The 16,513-nt window shown below is 75.5% G+C and carries 3 protein-coding genes and 1 pseudogene (1 of these 4 running past the window's edge); 3 read left to right on the top strand and 1 reads right to left on the bottom strand.

The window, feature by feature from the left end; genetic code table 11:
• Positions 1-13: 13 nt before the first annotated feature.
• A pseudogene (locus FHX78_RS00860) lies at positions 14-152 on the bottom strand (IS5/IS1182 family transposase); the annotation flags it as partial.
• Positions 153-265: 113 nt separating this feature from the next.
• On the opposite strand from FHX78_RS00860, the gene FHX78_RS00855 reads away from it, so the two are divergent.
• From FHX78_RS00855 to FHX78_RS00845, 3 genes are all read left to right on the top strand, one after another.
• The gene (locus tag FHX78_RS00855) at positions 266-820 is read left to right on the top strand and encodes a hypothetical protein (RefSeq protein WP_145865532.1); all 555 of its coding nucleotides are present in this window, start codon (positions 266-268) and stop codon (positions 818-820) included.
• A 685-nt stretch (positions 821-1,505) separates the two neighbouring features.
• Positions 1,506-2,543 (top strand): GDP-mannose 4,6-dehydratase, encoded by a 1,038-nt coding sequence (locus FHX78_RS00850; RefSeq protein WP_145865531.1) that lies wholly within the window; start codon positions 1,506-1,508, stop codon positions 2,541-2,543.
• Positions 2,544-2,922: 379 nt separating this feature from the next.
• Positions 2,923-16,513, top strand: partial view of a type I polyketide synthase gene (locus FHX78_RS00845; RefSeq protein WP_145865530.1) — the 5' portion only. Its footprint extends 15,056 nt past the window's final position; 13,591 of the gene's 28,647 nt are visible here — the first part of the coding sequence; its start codon is at positions 2,923-2,925; its stop codon lies off the right edge, out of view.

The raw sequence follows: 16,513 nt of genomic DNA, 5'->3' as shown, positions 1-16,513 counted from the left end.
GGGCACAGCGGGCCACCGCCTGGTCCTCCAGCGGCAGACTCCACGGCCGGCCTCGGTGGACCACATCTGCTCCATCGCGCCGCAACGTGGTCAGCAGCTTGCCGAAGCGGCGCGGGCTCAGCCCCCGTGAACGGGGCTATCCAGGCTGCGATGCCGTGATCGCACTCCCCACATCATGATCATCAATCAAGCTGGCCCAATGCCGAGACAATCCCACAGCTGCGCTGATCGGGGCAGTCCACAGTGAGCAAGACCGGGGGAAACCGTGAAGAGACCGCTGCTGTTCCTCGACGTGGACGGGCCACTCAACCCTTACGCGGCCCAGCCGGAGAGGCGTCCCGACGGCTACACCACACTCAGAGTTCCCCGGAACGACACCCATGAGTACGACAGGGGCTTCTCGTCCCGACGACGCCCCCTGCGTGTCTGGCTCAACCCAGAGCACGGACGAATCCTGCTCCGGCTCGGCTTCGAGCTGTGCTGGGCCACCACATGGATGGACGACGCCAACCGGTGGATCGCACCGGTCCTCGGCCTTCCCGAACTTCCCTTCGTCGACTTCGGCGACGTCCTGCTCCAAGAACGCCCTGATGGAGTTCACTGGAAGACCGGGCGGCTGGTGGACTACGCAGGCGGCCGTCCTTTCGCCTGGGTGGACGATGAGCAGAGTGAGCTGGATCAGTCGTACGTGGCCGCCCATCATCAAGGGCCCGGGCTCCTGCACCACGTCAATCCGCGGATCGGCCTACGGGAGAACGACTTCCACACGCTGGCTGACTTCGCCAGTTCCCTGGACACCTCACGAACCATCGCAGGCTGATCGTCCGATACCGGTCACCTCCGACGCGGACAACCGGGTTGATCTCGTCTTCCTTCGCCACGTGTGCAGCCTACGGGCGCAAGATCCCCTACGAGCAGGAGTTTTGTCCCCTCTACCTGACACCGACCTTCGGAGGAAGTCGAGCTCAGCCTTGACTCGGTCACTCCGTCAGGAGCTGTGAGTCCGAGCCCGGGCCGGCCGCAGGGCCGCGGCGCTCGGCGTCCCGGGGCCGACCGGCGTCCCGTGCCCGCCCGGTGCGGGGTTGGCTGAGGCCCGAGGCCTGACCGGTGTGAAAAAGGATCCGCCGCAGACAGCCCGTCCGGCCTCCGGAGATCTGATGCCCGCGGCCCGCCCGGCGTCCCGTGGCCGGTGTCGGGCGCCTCGCGTCCGGTGGTTCGCGTCCGGTGTTTCGGCGGTTGGTCTCGGCGGGGACACGAGTGTGCTCCCGGCGCGGTTCGGCGGCGAAGACTCGGAAATTCCTTAGGGGTTTCGGTGCTTGCATGGCCGTCACGAGGACGGCTCGTGAGTCAGCGCAGGCCGTGCGTCTCGGTATGCGGCAGGACCGGACAGGCACCGGTGCGCCTCAGGACGCGCGTCCCGCCTCGGATGAAGCCGCTTCCGGTCTGCGGGCGCGGTGCCGGCTCCACGCCGACCGGTCCTCTCCCTGGCGGTGGAAAGAGAGAAGATGTCCAAGCGCGCACTGATCACCGGAATCACCGGACAGGACGGTTCCTACCTGGCGGAACACCTGCTGAGCCAGGGGTACGCGGTGTGGGGGCTCTGCCGTGGGCAGGCCAACCCGCGAAAGGACCGGATCGCCGAGATGATCCCCGGTCTGTCCTTCGTGGACGGCGACCTGATGGACCAGGGCAGCCTGGTCTCGGCGGTCGACCTGGTCCAGCCCGACGAGGTCTACAACCTGGGGGCGATCTCCTTCGTCCCCATGTCCTGGCAGCAGCCCGAACTGGTCACCGAGGTCAACGGCACCGGCGTGCTGCGCATGCTCGAGGCCATCCGCATGGTCAGCGGACTGAGCAAGTCCTCCGGCGGCGCCTCCCGCGGCCAGATCCGCTTCTACCAGGCGTCCTCCTCGGAGATGTTCGGGCAGGTCGTGGAGAGCCCGCAGAGCGAGACGACCCGGTTCCACCCGCGCAGCCCGTACGGCGTGGCCAAGACGTTCGGCCACTACATCACCCGCAACTACCGCGAGTCGTTCGGGATGTACGGCGTCTCCGGGATCCTCTTCAACCACGAGTCCCCGCGCCGCGGAGCCGAGTTCGTGACCCGGAAGATCACCCTGGCGGTGGCCCAGATCAAGCTGGGCCTGATGGACAAGGTCAGCCTCGGCAACCTGGACGCCGAGCGCGACTGGGGCTTCGCCGGCGACTACGTGCGTGCCATGCACCTGATGCTCCAGCAGGAGGAGCCCGTCGACTACGTCGTGGGCACCGGGCGGATGCACACCGTGCGCGACGCGGCACGCATCGCTTTCGAGCACGTGGGCCTGGACTGGCGCGACCACGTCGTCATCGACCCCAAGCTGGTACGTCCCGCCGAGGTCGAGACGCTGTGCGCCGACACCACCAACGCCCGCAAGGAGCTGGGCTGGGAGCCCGAGGTCGACTTCGAGCAGCTGATGCGCATGATGGTCGAGTCCGACCTGCGCCAGGCCTCGCGCGACCGCGACTACAGCCGGCTGGTGGCGGCCGCCGGCACCTGGTAGGCCTCTCGGGCCGTCGGGTCCCGCGCTCCGGCCGCACACACTAGGGATTTCCGCAGACGTACCGCCCGAGACTGGGCGCATGGTCTGCGGAACTGGGTGCACGGCACGCGCGCTGCGCGCGTGCTCCGGAGGAGTTGCCGCGGCGGTCCCCGCCCGGCGTCGTGCCGGGGATCCGCCGCGGACAGGCGGGCCCCGGCACCACGGACGACCCGGACTGCCCGGCGCGTGACGTCCCGCGCCGGGCACGCCCGCCCCGCCCCCGCTCTCCCTCTTCCCCCGGACACCCCGGTCGTCCCGCCGAACGGCCGCACCGAACACCCGGTGTCCCCACCGGATGGCCAGCCGTCCGCCGGTCTTCTTCCAGATGGGTTGCGTTGAAATGGACAAGGAACAGAAGCTCCGGGACTACCTCAAGCGAGCGAGCGCCGATCTGAAGCGTTCGCGGCAGCGGGTGAGCGAGCTGGAGGCGGCGGCCACCGAGCCCATCGCGATCGTCGGCATGAGCTGCCGCTACCCGGGCGGCGTGAACAGCCCCGAGGACCTGTGGCGGATGCTGGTCGCCGGTGAGGACGGCATCACCCCCATGCCCGAGGACCGCGGCTGGGAGGCGGCGATCGGCGACGGGCCCGCCGACTTCGCCGGCGGCTTCCTGCACGACGCGTCCGCCTTCGACGCGGACTTCTTCGGCATCTCGCCCCGCGAGGCGCTGTCCATGGACCCGCAGCAGCGGCTGCTCCTGGAGACCTCCTGGGAGGCCTTCGAGCGCGCCGGGATCGACCCGTCCGGCGTACGCGGCAGCCGTACCGGCGTGTTCGTCGGCGCCATGCCGCAGGACTACCGCGTCGGCCCCGACGACGACGTCCAGGGCTTCCAGCTGACCGGCAACGCCACCAGCATCCTGTCCGGCCGGCTCTCCTACTTCTACGGCGCCGTCGGCCCCGCCGTGACCGTCGACACCGCCTGCTCGTCGTCCCTGGTCGCCCTGCACCTGGCCGCCCAGTCGCTGCGCGCGGGGGAGTGCTCGCTGGCGCTGGCGGCCGGTGTCACCGTGATGGCGAGCCCCACCACCTTCGTCGAGTTCGCCCGCCAGGGCGGCCTCGCGGGCGACGGCCGCTGCAAGTCCTTCGCTGACGCCGCCAACGGCACCGGCTGGTCCGAGGGCGTCGGCGTCCTCGTCCTGGAACGGCTCTCCGAGGCCCGCCGCAACGGCCACTCCGTGCTCGCCGTCGTCCGGGGCTCCGCCGTCAACCAGGACGGCGCCTCCAACGGCCTCACCGCCCCCAACGGCCCCTCCCAGGTGCGCGTCATCGAGGCCGCCCTGGTCAACGCCCGCCTCTCCGCCGCCGAGGTGGACGCGGTCGAGGCGCACGGCACCGGCACCGTCCTCGGCGACCCCGTCGAGGCGCAGGCGCTGCTCGCCACCTACGGCCAGGGCCGCGACCCCGAACGGCCGCTGCTCCTCGGCTCGGTGAAGTCCAACATCAGCCACACCCAGGCCGCCGCCGGTGTCGCCGGCATCATCAAGATGGTCATGGCGATGCGCCACGACCTGCTCCCGCGCACCCTCCACGTGGACCGGCCGTCCACCCACGTCGACTGGACCGAGGGAGCCGTCCGGCTCCTCACCGAGCCCGCGCCCTGGCCGCGCCGCGACAACGCCCCGCGCCGCGCCGGTGTCTCCTCCTTCGGCCTGTCCGGCACCAACGCGCACACCATCATCGAGGAAGCCCCCGCGCAGACGCCCGCCGGGGAGTCCGGCGCTCCCCAGGCGCAGGACGCCCCCGCCGTCGAGCCCGGCGTCCTGCCGTGGCTGCTGTCCGGCCGCACCACCGACGCCCTGCGCGAGCAGGCCGGCCGGCTGCTGGCCCACCTGCGCGACCGGCCGGCGCTCACCGCCCTCGACACCGCCCACGCGCTGGCCACCACCCGCTCCGCCTTCGAGCACCGCGCCGCCCTCACCGCCGCCGACCGCGACACCGCCCTCGCCGCCCTCACGGCGCTCGCCGCCGGCGAGGACGCGCCCGGCCTCACCGTCCGCCGGACCCGCGGCCGGCCCAAGCTCGCCGTGCTCTTCTCCGGCCAGGGCTCCCAGCGCCCCGGCATGGGCCGCGACCTGTACGCCCGCTTCCCCGTCTTCGCGCACGCCCTCGACGAGGTCCTCGGCCACCTCGACGCCGGACGCGACCGCCCGCTGCGCCCCCTGCTGCTGGCCGAGGACGGCACCGCCGAGGCCGCCCTGCTCGACCGCACCGGATACGCGCAGCCCGCCCTCTTCGCCCTCGAAGTCGCCCTGTACCGGCTGGTCGAGTCCTGGGGCCTGACCCCCGACCACGTCACCGGCCACTCCGTCGGCGAGATCGCCGCCGCGCACGTCGCGGGCGTCTTCTCCCTGGAGGACGCCTGCGCCCTGGTCGTCGCCCGCGGCCGGCTGATGGAGGCGCTGCCCGAGGGCGGCGCCATGGTCTCCGTGGAGGCGACCGAGGACGAGGTGGCCCCGCTCGTCGCCGAGCGCGCCGAACGGGTGTCGATCGCCGCCCTCAACGGCCCCTCCGCCGTGGTCGTCGCGGGCGCCGCCGACGACGTCGACGCCGTGGCCGCGCACTTCGACGGGCTCGGCCGCCGCACCCGCCGGCTGCGCGTCTCGCACGCCTTCCACTCGCCGCTGATGGAGCCGATGCTCGCGGAGTTCCGCGACGTCGTCGCCGGACTGTCCCCGCAGGCACCCGCGGTGCCCGTGGTCTCCAACCTCACCGGCGCCCCCGCCACCGTCGAACAGCTCACCTCCGCCGACTACTGGGCCGACCACGTCCGCCATACCGTCCGCTTCGCCGACGGCGTGTCCTGGCTGGCCGGCCACGGCACCGGCGTCTTCCTCGAACTCGGCCCCGACGGCACCCTGTCCGCGCTCGCCCGCGCCTGCCTGGACGCCGCCGGACACGAGGACGCCGCCGTCCTGCCCGCGCTGCGCAAGGACCGCCCCGAGCCCACCGCGCTCACCGAGACCGCCGCCGGCCTGTACCTGCACGGCGTTCCGCTGCGCTGGGAACGCTGGTTCGACGGCACCGGCGCCCGCCGCGCCGACCTGCCGACGTACGCCTTCCAGCACCGCCGGTACTGGCCCAAGGGCGTCACCGGCACGGCCGGCGACGTACGGGCCGCCGGCCTGGGCGCCGCCCACCACCCGCTGCTGGCCGCCGCCGTCACCCTCGCCAACTCCGACGGCCTGCTGCTCACCGGCCGGCTCTCGGTGCGCACCCACCCCTGGCTCGCCGACCACGCGGTCCGCGGCACCGTCCTGCTGCCCGGCACCGCCTTCCTGGAGCTGGCGGTACGGGCCGGCGACGAGGTCGGCTGCGACCGCGTCGAGGACCTCACCCTCGCCGCCCCGCTCGCCCTGCCCGAGGACGGCGGCGTCCAGGTCCAGGTGTGGATCGCCGGCCCCGACGACACCGGCCGCCGCACCCTCAGCCTCTACGCCCGCCCCGACGGCGACGACGACCGGCCCTGGACCCGGCACGCCACCGGCACCCTCGCCCCCGGCGCCCGCCACGAGGACGGCTTCGACGCGGCCGTGTGGCCCCCGGCCGGCGCCGAGTCGGTCGACCTGGACGGCTTCTACGACTCGCTCGCCGACACCGGCTTCGGCTACGGCCCGGCCTTCCGCGGCCTGCGGGCGGTGTGGCGGCGCGGCGAGGAGACCTTCGCCGAGGTCGCCCTCGACGCCGGACCCGCCGGCGACGCGGCCTCCTTCGGCCTCCACCCCGCGCTCCTCGACGCGGCCCTGCACGCCACCGCCTTCGCCCCGCTCGGCGAGGACGGACGCGGCGGCCTGCCGTTCTCCTGGCAGGACGTCACCCTGCACGCGAGCGGTGCCACCGAGGCCCGCGTACGGCTCGTCCCGGCCGGTGACGACGCCGTGTCGATCGCCGTCACCGACGCCACCGGCGCGCCCGTCGCCTCCGTGGCCTCCCTGGTGCTGCGCACCGCCCCGGACGCGCGCGCCACCGCGGCCTCCGCCCTGGAGCGGGACGCGCTGTTCGCCCTGGACTGGACCCGGATCACCGCCTCCGCCGACGGCACCGCCCTGCCCGCGGCCGCCGGTCTGCTCGGCACCGACCCCTTCGGCCTCACCGCCGCCCTGACCGCCGCCGGCGTGACGGTCACCGACGTCGGCGACGGCACGCCGGACCTGGTCCTCGCCCCCGTCGCCGGCGCGGGCGACGACCACATGCTCACCTCGGTGCACGAGGTCACCTCACGCGCCCTCGGCCACCTGAAGGACTGGCTCGACGACCCGTCCCGGTCCGGCTCCCGGCTGGTCTTCGTCACCCGGGGCGCCGTCGCCACGGACGGCGGCGGTGTCACCGACCCCGCCGCGGCGGCCGTCTGGGGCCTGGTTCGCTCCGCGCAGACCGAACACCCCGGCCGCTTCGGCCTCCTGGACCTCGACCCGGCATCCACGGCCGACCCCGCCGCCCTCGCGGCCGCCCTCACCGCCGACGAGCCGGCGACCGCCGTCCGCGACGGCGCGGTCCTCGGCGCCCGCCTCGCCCGCGTCCGTCCGCCCGCCGAGCGGGACACCCCCGCCTGGGACCCCGACGGCACCGTCGTCATCACCGGGGGCACCGGCGGCCTGGGCGCCGTCCTCGCCCGCCACCTCGTCGCCGAACACGGCGTACGGCACCTGCTCCTCGCCGGCAGGCGCGGGCCCGACGCGCCCGGTGCCGCCGAACTCGCCGACGCCCTGCGCGAGTCCGGCGCCGAGGTCACCCTCCGGGCCTGCGACGCGGCCGACCCCGACGCCGTCGCCGCGCTGTTCGCCGCCATTCCCGAGGACCACCCCGTCACCGCCGTGGTGCACACCGCGGGCGTCCTCGACGACGGACTCGTGGAGTCCTTCACCGCCGACCGCCTCACCGCCGTCCTGCGGCCCAAGGCCGACGCCGTCTGGCACCTGCACCGGGCCACGCGCGACCTCGACCTCGCCGCGTTCGTCGTCTTCTCCTCCTTCGCCGGCACCGCCGGCGCCCCCGCCCAGGCCGGCTACGCCGCCGCCAACGCCTTCCTCGACGCCCTCGCCGCGACCCGGCGCGCCTCCGGGCTGCCCGGCCTGTCCCTCGGCTGGGGCCCCTGGGCGCCCGGCACCGGCATGACCGGCGAACTGACCGAGCACGACCTGCGCCGCCTGTCCCGCTCCGGCACGCCCCCGCTCACGCCCGAGGACGGCCTGGCCCTCTTCGACACCGCCCTCGCCCTGCCCCGCGCGGCCGTCCTGCCCGTCCGGCTCGACCTGGCCGCGCTGCGTGGCCAGGGAGAAGTGCCGCCGCTGCTGCGGGGCCTGATCCGGGCCCGCCGCCGCACCGTGCGCACCGGCTCCGAGGCCGCCCTCGGCCTCACCCAGCGGCTGTCCCGGCTCGACGCCGAGGCCCGCACCGAGACCGTCACAGACCTGGTGCGCGCCCAGGTGGCCGCCGTACTCGGCCACGCCTCCGCCACCGACATCGACCCCGAACGCGCCTTCCAGGACCTCGGCTTCGACTCCCTGACCGCCGTCGAGCTGCGCAACCGGCTCGCCGCCGTCACCGGTCTGCGCACCTCCGCCACCGTCGTCTTCGACTACCCCACGGTGTCCGCGCTCGCCGCCCACCTGCTGGAGGAGCTGACCGGCGACGCGGACGCGGACACGGGCGCCCCGGCGGCCACCGCCGCGCCCACCGCCGACGACCCGATCGTCATCGTCGGCATGAGCTGCCGCTACCCCGGCGGCGTCAGCTCCCCCGACGACCTGTGGCGCCTGGTCACCGAGGGCACCGACGCGGTCGGCGGCCTGCCCGTCAACCGCGGCTGGGACCTGGACTCGCTGTACCACCCGGACCCCGACCACCCCGGCACCTCGTACACCCGCCACGGCGGATTCCTGCACGACGCGGGCGACTTCGACCCCGGCTTCTTCGGCATGAGCCCCCGCGAGGCGCTGGCCACCGACTCCCAGCAGCGGCTGCTCCTGGAGGCGTCCTGGACCGCCGTGGAGCACGCCGGCATCGACCCGGTCTCCCTGCGCGGCAGCCGCACCGGCGTGTTCGCCGGCGTCATGTACAGCGACTACTCCGCCACCCTCGCCGACGAGCGCTTCGAGGGCCACCAGGGCAGCGGCACCGCGCCCAGCATCGCCTCCGGCCGGGTCTCCTACGCCCTCGGCCTGGAGGGCCCCGCGGTCACCGTCGACACCGCCTGCTCCTCCTCCCTGGTCGCCATGCACTGGGCGATGCAGGCGCTGCGCTCCGGCGAGTGCTCCCTCGCCCTGGCCGGCGGCGTCACCGTGATGTCCACGCCGACCTCCCTGATCGAGTTCTCCCGCCAGCGCGGCCTGTCGCCCGACGGCCGCTGCAAGGCGTTCTCCGACGACGCCGACGGCGTCGGCTGGTCCGAGGGCGTCGGCGTCCTCGTCCTGGAACGCCTCTCCGACGCCCGCCGCAACGGCCACCGCGTCCTGGCCGTGGTGCGCGGCTCCGCCGTCAACCAGGACGGAGCCTCCAACGGCCTCACCGCACCCAACGGCCCCTCCCAGCAGCGCGTCATCCGCCAGGCCCTCGGCGCCGCCGGACTGACCCCCGCCGACGTGGACGCCGTCGAGGCGCACGGCACCGGCACCAGTCTCGGCGACCCCATCGAGGCCCAGGCCCTGCTCGCCACCTACGGCCAGGACCGCGACCCCGAACGCCCCCTGCTGCTCGGCTCGGTGAAGTCCAACCTGGGCCACACCCAGGCCGCCGCCGGTGTCGCCGGCGTCATCAAGATGGTCATGGCGATGCGCCACGGCGAACTGCCGCGCACCCTGCACGCCGACCGCCCCTCCCGCCACGTCGACTGGGAGTCCGGCGCGGTCGCGCTCCTCCAGGAGCACACCGCCTGGCCCGAGACGGACCGCCCCCGCCGCGCCGCCGTCTCCTCCTTCGGCATCAGCGGCACCAACGCCCACGTCGTCCTGGAACAGCCCGCACCGCAGCCCGCGCCCCACACCGCGACCACCGGCACGGACGCTGACGCCCCCGCCGTCCTGCCGTGGGTCCTGTCCGGCCGCACCCGGCCCGCGCTGCGCGCCCAGGCCGCCCGCCTGCTCGCCCACCTGGACGAGCACCCCGCCCTCGCGCCCGCCGACGTGACCCTCTCCCTGGCCACCACCCGGCCCGCGTTCGAGCAGCGCGCCGTCGCCGTCGGCACCCCCGACGACGTACGGCGGGCCCTGGCCGCCCTCGCCGCCGACCGGCCCGACCCGGCACTGGTCCTCGGCGAGACCGGCGGCGCCGGCCGCACCGCCCTGCTGTTCACCGGGCAGGGCAGCCAGCGCCCCGGCACCGGCCGCGAACTGTACGCCCGCCACCCGCAGTTCGCCGAGGCGCTGGACGAGGTCGTCGCGAAGCTCGACCCGCTGCTCACCGACCCGGAGGCGGACGCCGCGCCGCGCTCCCTCAAGGACGTCCTCTTCGCCGAGGACGGCACCCCCGAGGCCGCCGCGCTCTACGAGACCGGCTGGACCCAGCCCGCCCTGTTCGCCCTCGAAACCGCCCTGTACCACCTGGTCCGCTCCTGGGGCGTGCGCCCCGGCGTACTCCTCGGCCACTCCATCGGCGGCATCACCGCCGCCCACGCCGCGGGCGTCCTCTCCCTGGACGACGCCTGCGCCCTGGTCGCCGCGCGCGCCCGGCTCATGCAGGCGCTCCCCGAGGGCGGCGCCATGTACTCCGTACAGGCCACCGAGGACGAGGTGCTGCCGCTGCTGGCCGGCCTGGAGGACCAGGTCTCCCTGGCCGCCGTCAACAGCCCCGGCTCCCTCGTGGTCGCCGGGGACGAGGACGCCGCCGAGCGCGTCGCCGCCCACTTCGCCGGCCAGGGCCGCACCACCCGCCGGCTGCGGGTCAGCCACGCCTTCCACTCGCCGCGCATGGACGCCGTGCTCGACGCCTACCGCCGGGTCGCCGAGGGCCTGACCTATCACGAGCCGGCCGTGCCGGTCGTCTCCGATCTCACCGGCCGCCCCGCCACCGGCGACGACCTGCGCACCGCCGACTACTGGGTGCGCCACGTCCGCGGCACCGTCCGCTTCGCCGACGCCGTGCGCGCCGCCCACGAGGCGGGCGCCGCCACCTTCCTCGAACTCGGCCCCGGCGGCTCCCTGGCCGCCCTCGCCGAGGACACCCTCGGCGACGACGCCGGCACCGACGCCGTCCCGCTGCTGCGCACCGACCGCCCGGAGGAGGCCAGCGCGCTCGCCGCCCTCGCCCGCCTGCACGTGCGCGGGGTCCGCGTGGACTGGTCCGCCCTGCACACCGGCACCGGCGCCACCACCGTCGAACTGCCCACCTACGCCTTCCAGCACGAGACGTACTGGCCCGACACCACCGCCCCCGGCGCCCGCCGCGCCGTCTTCGACCCCGCCGACGCCGCCCTGTGGACCGCCGTCGAACGCGGCGACGCCGACGGGCTCGCCGGACTGCTCGGCCTGCGCGACGAGGAGCACGCCTCCCTGTACGCGCTGCTGCCCTCGCTGTCGTCCTGGCGGCGTGCCCGGCAGGAGAAGTCCGTCCTGGACGCCGCCCGCTACCAGGTCGCCTGGCGGCCCGCCACCACCGGCGCCCCCGTCCTGGACGGCACCTGGCTGGCCGTCACCACCGCCGGCGACGAGGCCGGCGAGGTCCTCGACGCGCTGCGCGGCCACGGAGCCCTGCTCCGGCGCCTCGAACTCGACGCCTCCCACCTCGACCGCGAGCGGCTCGCCGACGCCCTGCGCGCCGCCGGGGCCGCCGACGCCACCGGCGTGCTGAACCTGCTGCCGCTCGCCGACGGCCCCCACCCCACCGACGGGGCATCCGGGGACACCGCCGCCGACGGCCTCCCGCCCGGCTTCGCCCTCGGCGTGGTCCTCGCCCAGGCCTGCGGCGACACCGGCACCACCGCCCCGCTGTGGACGGTCACCCGCGGCGCCGTCTCCACCGGCGCCGACGACCCGCTCACCCACCCCGCCCGCGCCGCCCACTGGGGCCTGGGCCGGGTCGCCGCCCTGGAACGCCCCGAGCAGCCCGGCGGCCTCGTCGACCTGCCGGCCGTCCTCGACGCGCCCGCCGCGCAGCGCCTGGCCGGTGTGCTCGCCGCCCGCGACGGCGACGACCAGGTCGCCGTCCGCGCCTGGGGCGTGCTCGCCCGCCGCGTCGTCCGCCACCCCGGCGCCGACCTCCCCCGCGAGGACGCCCTCACCGCCTCCGGCACCGTCCTGATCACCGGCGGCACCGGCGGACTCGGCGCCGAGACCGCCCGCCTGCTGGCCCGGGCCGGCGCCGCCCACCTGATCCTCACCGGCCGGCGCGGCCCCGACGCCCCGGGCGCCGCCGAACTCGCCGCCGAACTGGAGGAGTCGGGCACCCGCGTCACCCTCGTCGCCTGCGACAGCGCCGACCGCGACGCCCTCGCCGCCGTCCTCGCCGCCGTCCCCGAGGACGCCCCGCTCACCGGCGTGGTGCACGCCGCGGGCGTCGGCCAGGCCGCGCCCCTGTCCGCCACCCCGCTGGCCGACACCGCCGCCGCGATGGCCGCCAAGACCCTTGGCGCCGCCCACCTCGACGCCCTGCTCGACGGCCACGACCTGGACTTCTTCCTGCTCTACTCGTCCGTCGCCGGAGTGTGGGGCAGCGCCGGGCAGAGCGCCTACGCCGCCGCCAACGCCTACCTCGACGCCCTCGCCGAGCACCGGCGCGCCCGCGGCCTGGCCGCCACCGCCGTCGCCTGGGGCCCGTGGGCCGAGATCGGCATGGCCCACGCGCACCACTCCGTCTCCGACACCCTCGAACGCAGCGGACTGCGCCTGCTGGCCCCCGCCACCGCCGTCACCGAGCTGCGCCGCGCCCTCGTCCAGCGGGACACCGCGGTCACCGTCGCCGACGTCGACTGGGAGCAGTACCACCCGGTCTTCACCGCCGTGCGCGCCAGCCGCCTGTTCGACGAGATCGACACCGTCCGCGCCCTCGCCGCCCCCGCGGACACCACCGCGACCGTCTCCGAACTGGCCGGGCGCCTGCGCGGCCTGACCGGCGAAGAGCAGCAGCGACTGCTCCTGGACCTGGTCCGCTCCGAGGCCGCCGTCGTCCTCGGCCACACCTCCGCCGACGGCGTCCCCGCCAAGCGCGCCTTCCGCGACGCGGGCTTCGACTCACTGACCGCCGTGGAACTGCGCAAGCGCCTCGCCACGCTCACCGGCCTCGCCCTGCCCACCACCCTGGTCTTCGACCACCCCAACCCGGCCGCCCTCGCCCGCCACCTGCGGGACGAACTCCTCGGCACCGGCGACAGCGCACAGCCCGCCACCGCCGGCCCGGCCGCCACCGACGAGCCCATCGCCATCATCGGCATGAGCTGCCGCTTCCCCGGCGGCGCCCGCTCCGCCGACGCGTTCTGGCGGCTCGTCGCCGACGGCACCGACACCATCTCCGACTTCCCCGTCAACCGGGGCTGGGACGCCGACGCCCTCTACGACCCGGACCCCGACCACCCCGGCACCACCTACTCCACCCTCGGCGGCTTCCTGCACGACGCGGGCGAGTTCGACCCCGGCTTCTTCGGCATCTCGCCCCGCGAGGCCGTCACCATGGACCCGCAGCAGCGGCTGCTCCTGGAGACCACCTGGGAGGCGTTCGAACACGCCGGGATCGACCCCGCCGCGGTGCACTCCACGCCCACCGGCACCTTCATCGGCTCCACCTACCAGGACTACGGCGTCGCCATGGACGACGGCTCCGCAGGGCACGCCGTCACCGGCTCCAGCCCCAGCGTCCTGTCCGGCCGCCTCGCCTACACCTTCGGTCTGGAGGGCCCGGCCGTCACCGTCGACACCGCCTGCTCCTCCTCCCTGGTCGCGCTGCACCTGGCCTGCCAGTCGCTGCGCAACGGCGAGAGCAGCCTCGCCCTCGCGGGCGGCGCCACCGTCATGACCAACCCGATGTCGTTCATCGCGTTCAGCCGGCAGCGGGCCCTGGCCCGCGACGGACGCTGCAAGGCGTTCTCCGACGACGCCGACGGCATGACCCTCGCCGAGGGCATCGGCGTCCTCGTCCTGGAACGCCTCTCCGACGCCCGCCGCAACGGCCACGAGGTCCTCGCCGTCGTCCGCGGCTCCGCCATCAACCAGGACGGCGCCTCCAACGGCCTCACCGCCCCCAACGGCCCCTCCCAGGTCCGCGTCATCCGCCAGGCCCTGAACGCCGCCGGGCTCGCCGCCGACGACATCGACGTGGTCGAGGCGCACGGCACCGGCACCGCGCTCGGCGACCCCATCGAGGCGCAGGCCCTGCTCACCACCTACGGCCAGGACCGCGACCCCGAACGCCCGCTGCTGCTCGGCTCGGTGAAGTCCAACATCGGCCACACCCAGTCGGCCGCCGGCGTCGCCGGCATCATCAAGATGGTCATGGCGATGCGGCACGGCACCCTGCCGCGCACCCTGCACGCCGACCGGCCGTCCACCCACGTCGACTGGTCGAGCGGCGCCGTCCGCCTGGTCACCGAGACCACCGACTGGCACAAGGACGACGCCCCGCTGCGCTGCGCCGTCTCCTCCTTCGGCATCAGCGGCACCAACGCCCACGCCATCCTGGAGCAGGCGCCGACCGCCCCGGAACCCGCCGAGAACCCCGAGCCCGCCCTCCCGGCCGGCGGCACCCTGCCCTGGATCCTGTCCGCCGCCGCCCCCGCCGCGCTGCGCGACCAGGCCCGCAACCTCGCCGCGCACGTCACCGCCGCCGGACCGCACCCGGCCGACGTCGGCCACACCCTGATCACCGCCCGCTCCGTGCTGGAGCACCGCGCCGTCGCCCTCGGCACCACCGCCGGTGAACTCACCGGCGCGCTCACCGCGTTCGCCGACGGCGAGTCCACCGCCCAGGTGGTGAGCGGCACCGCCGACACCGACGGCCGCACCGTGTTCGTCTTCCCCGGCCAGGGCTCCCAGTGGGCCGGCATGGGCGCCGAACTCCTGGACACCTCACCCGTCTTCGCCGAGCGGCTGCACGAGTGCGCCGCCGCGCTCGCCCCGTTCACCGACTGGTCCCTGACCGACGTGATCCGCGGCGCCGACGGCGCGCCCGGCTTCGACCGCGTCGACGTCGTCCAGCCCGCCACCTGGGCCGTGATGGTGTCCCTGGCCGAGCTGTGGCGCGCCCACGGCGTCACCCCGGACGCCGTCGTCGGCCACTCCCAGGGCGAGATCGCCGCCGCCGTCGTCTCCGGCGCCCTGTCTCTGGAGGACGGCGCCCGCGTCGTCGCCCTGCGCAGCCAGGCCATCGGCCGCGTCCTGGCCGGCGCCGGCGGCATGATGTCCGTCCAGCTGCCCGCCGCCGAGGCCGAGGAGTACCTGGCCGCCCACGACGGCGCCGTCTCCGTCGCCGCCGTCAACGGACCCCGCTCCGTGGTCCTCGCCGGCACCCCCGACGCCCTCGACGCCCTGCACACCGAGTTCACCGCCCGCGACATCCGTGCCCGCCGCGTCGCCGTGGACTACGCCTCCCACTCCCCGCAGGTCGAGCGCATCCACGACGAACTCCTCGAACTGCTCGCCCCCGTGACACCCCGCCAGGCACGCGTGCCGTTCCACTCCACGGTCACCGGCGAGATCCTCGGCGCCGCCGCCACGGACGCCGCCTACTGGTACCGCAACCTGCGGCAGACCGTCCGCTTCGAGGATGCCGTACGCGCCCTCCTCGGCTCCGGACACACCGTGTTCGTCGAGATCAGCCCGCACCCCGTGCTCACCATGGCGGTGCAGGCCACCGCCGAGGAGAGCGGCGACCACGTCGCCGTCACCGGCACCCTGCGCCGCGAACAGGGCGGCACCGGCCGCTTCCTGACCTCCCTCGCCGAGCAGTGGGTCCGCGGCGGACGCGCCGACTGGGCCGCCGTCTACGCCGGCTGCGGCGCCCGCAGGACACCCCTACCCACCTACGCCTTCCAGCGCGAACACCTGTGGACCGAGGCGGCGCCGCCGCGCGCCGCGGGCGACGGCGACCCCGCCGACGACGAGTTCTGGACCGAGGTCGAGCAGGAGGACGTCGACTCCCTCGCCACCCGCCTGCACCTGGACCGCGACGCCCTCGCCCCCGTCCTGCCCGCCCTGTCCACCTGGCGACGGCAACGCCGCGACCGCTCCACCGTCGGCTCCTGGCGCTACCGCGCCACCTGGAAGCCGCTCGGCGCCCTGCCCGACGCCGCCCTCACCGGCACCTGGCTGCTGGTCACCGCCGACGGCACCGACCCCGGGCACACCGCCGCCGTGCGGGAGGCGCTCGCCGCGCACGGCGCCGATCCGGTGCCGCTGCGCCTCGACGCCGCCGACACCGACCGCGCCCATCTCGCCGCCCGCCTGCGCGAGCTGCCCGAACCCACCGGCGTGGTCTCGCTGCTGGCCGCCGCCGAGGACACCGGCACCCTCCACCCCGTGCTGCCCGCCGGGCTCGCGCTCTCCGTCACCCTGATCCAGGCCCTCGGCGACGCCGGGATCGACGCGCCCCTGTGGGCGCTGACCCGCGGCGCCGTCTCCACCGGCCGCGCCGACCGGCTCACCCGGCCCGCGCAGGCCCTGGTGCACGGCCTCGGCTGGACCGCCGCGCTGGAACACCCGCAGCGCTGGGGCGGCACCGTCGACCTGCCCGAAACCCTCGACCACCGTGCCGCCCAGCGGCTCGCCGCCGTCCTCACCGGCAGCACCGGCGAGGACCAGCTCGCCGTCCGCGCCTCCGGCGTACTCGCCCGCCGCGTCGCCCCGGCGCCCGCCCCCGCCGGCGGCCCCGGCTGGAGCCCGCGCGGCACCGTCCTGGTCACCGGCGGCACCGGCACCCTCGGCCCCCACCTGGCCCGCTGGCTCGCCGACCGGGGCGCCCGCGACGTGGTGCTCACCAGCCGCCGCGGCGACAGCGCGCCCGGAGCGGCCG

Source organism: Streptomyces capillispiralis (assembly GCF_007829875.1).
Lineage (GTDB): Bacteria > Actinomycetota > Actinomycetes > Streptomycetales > Streptomycetaceae > Streptomyces > Streptomyces capillispiralis.
Note: the sequence above shows the minus strand (reverse complement) of the source record. Positions and strands in the feature narration are given on the sequence as shown.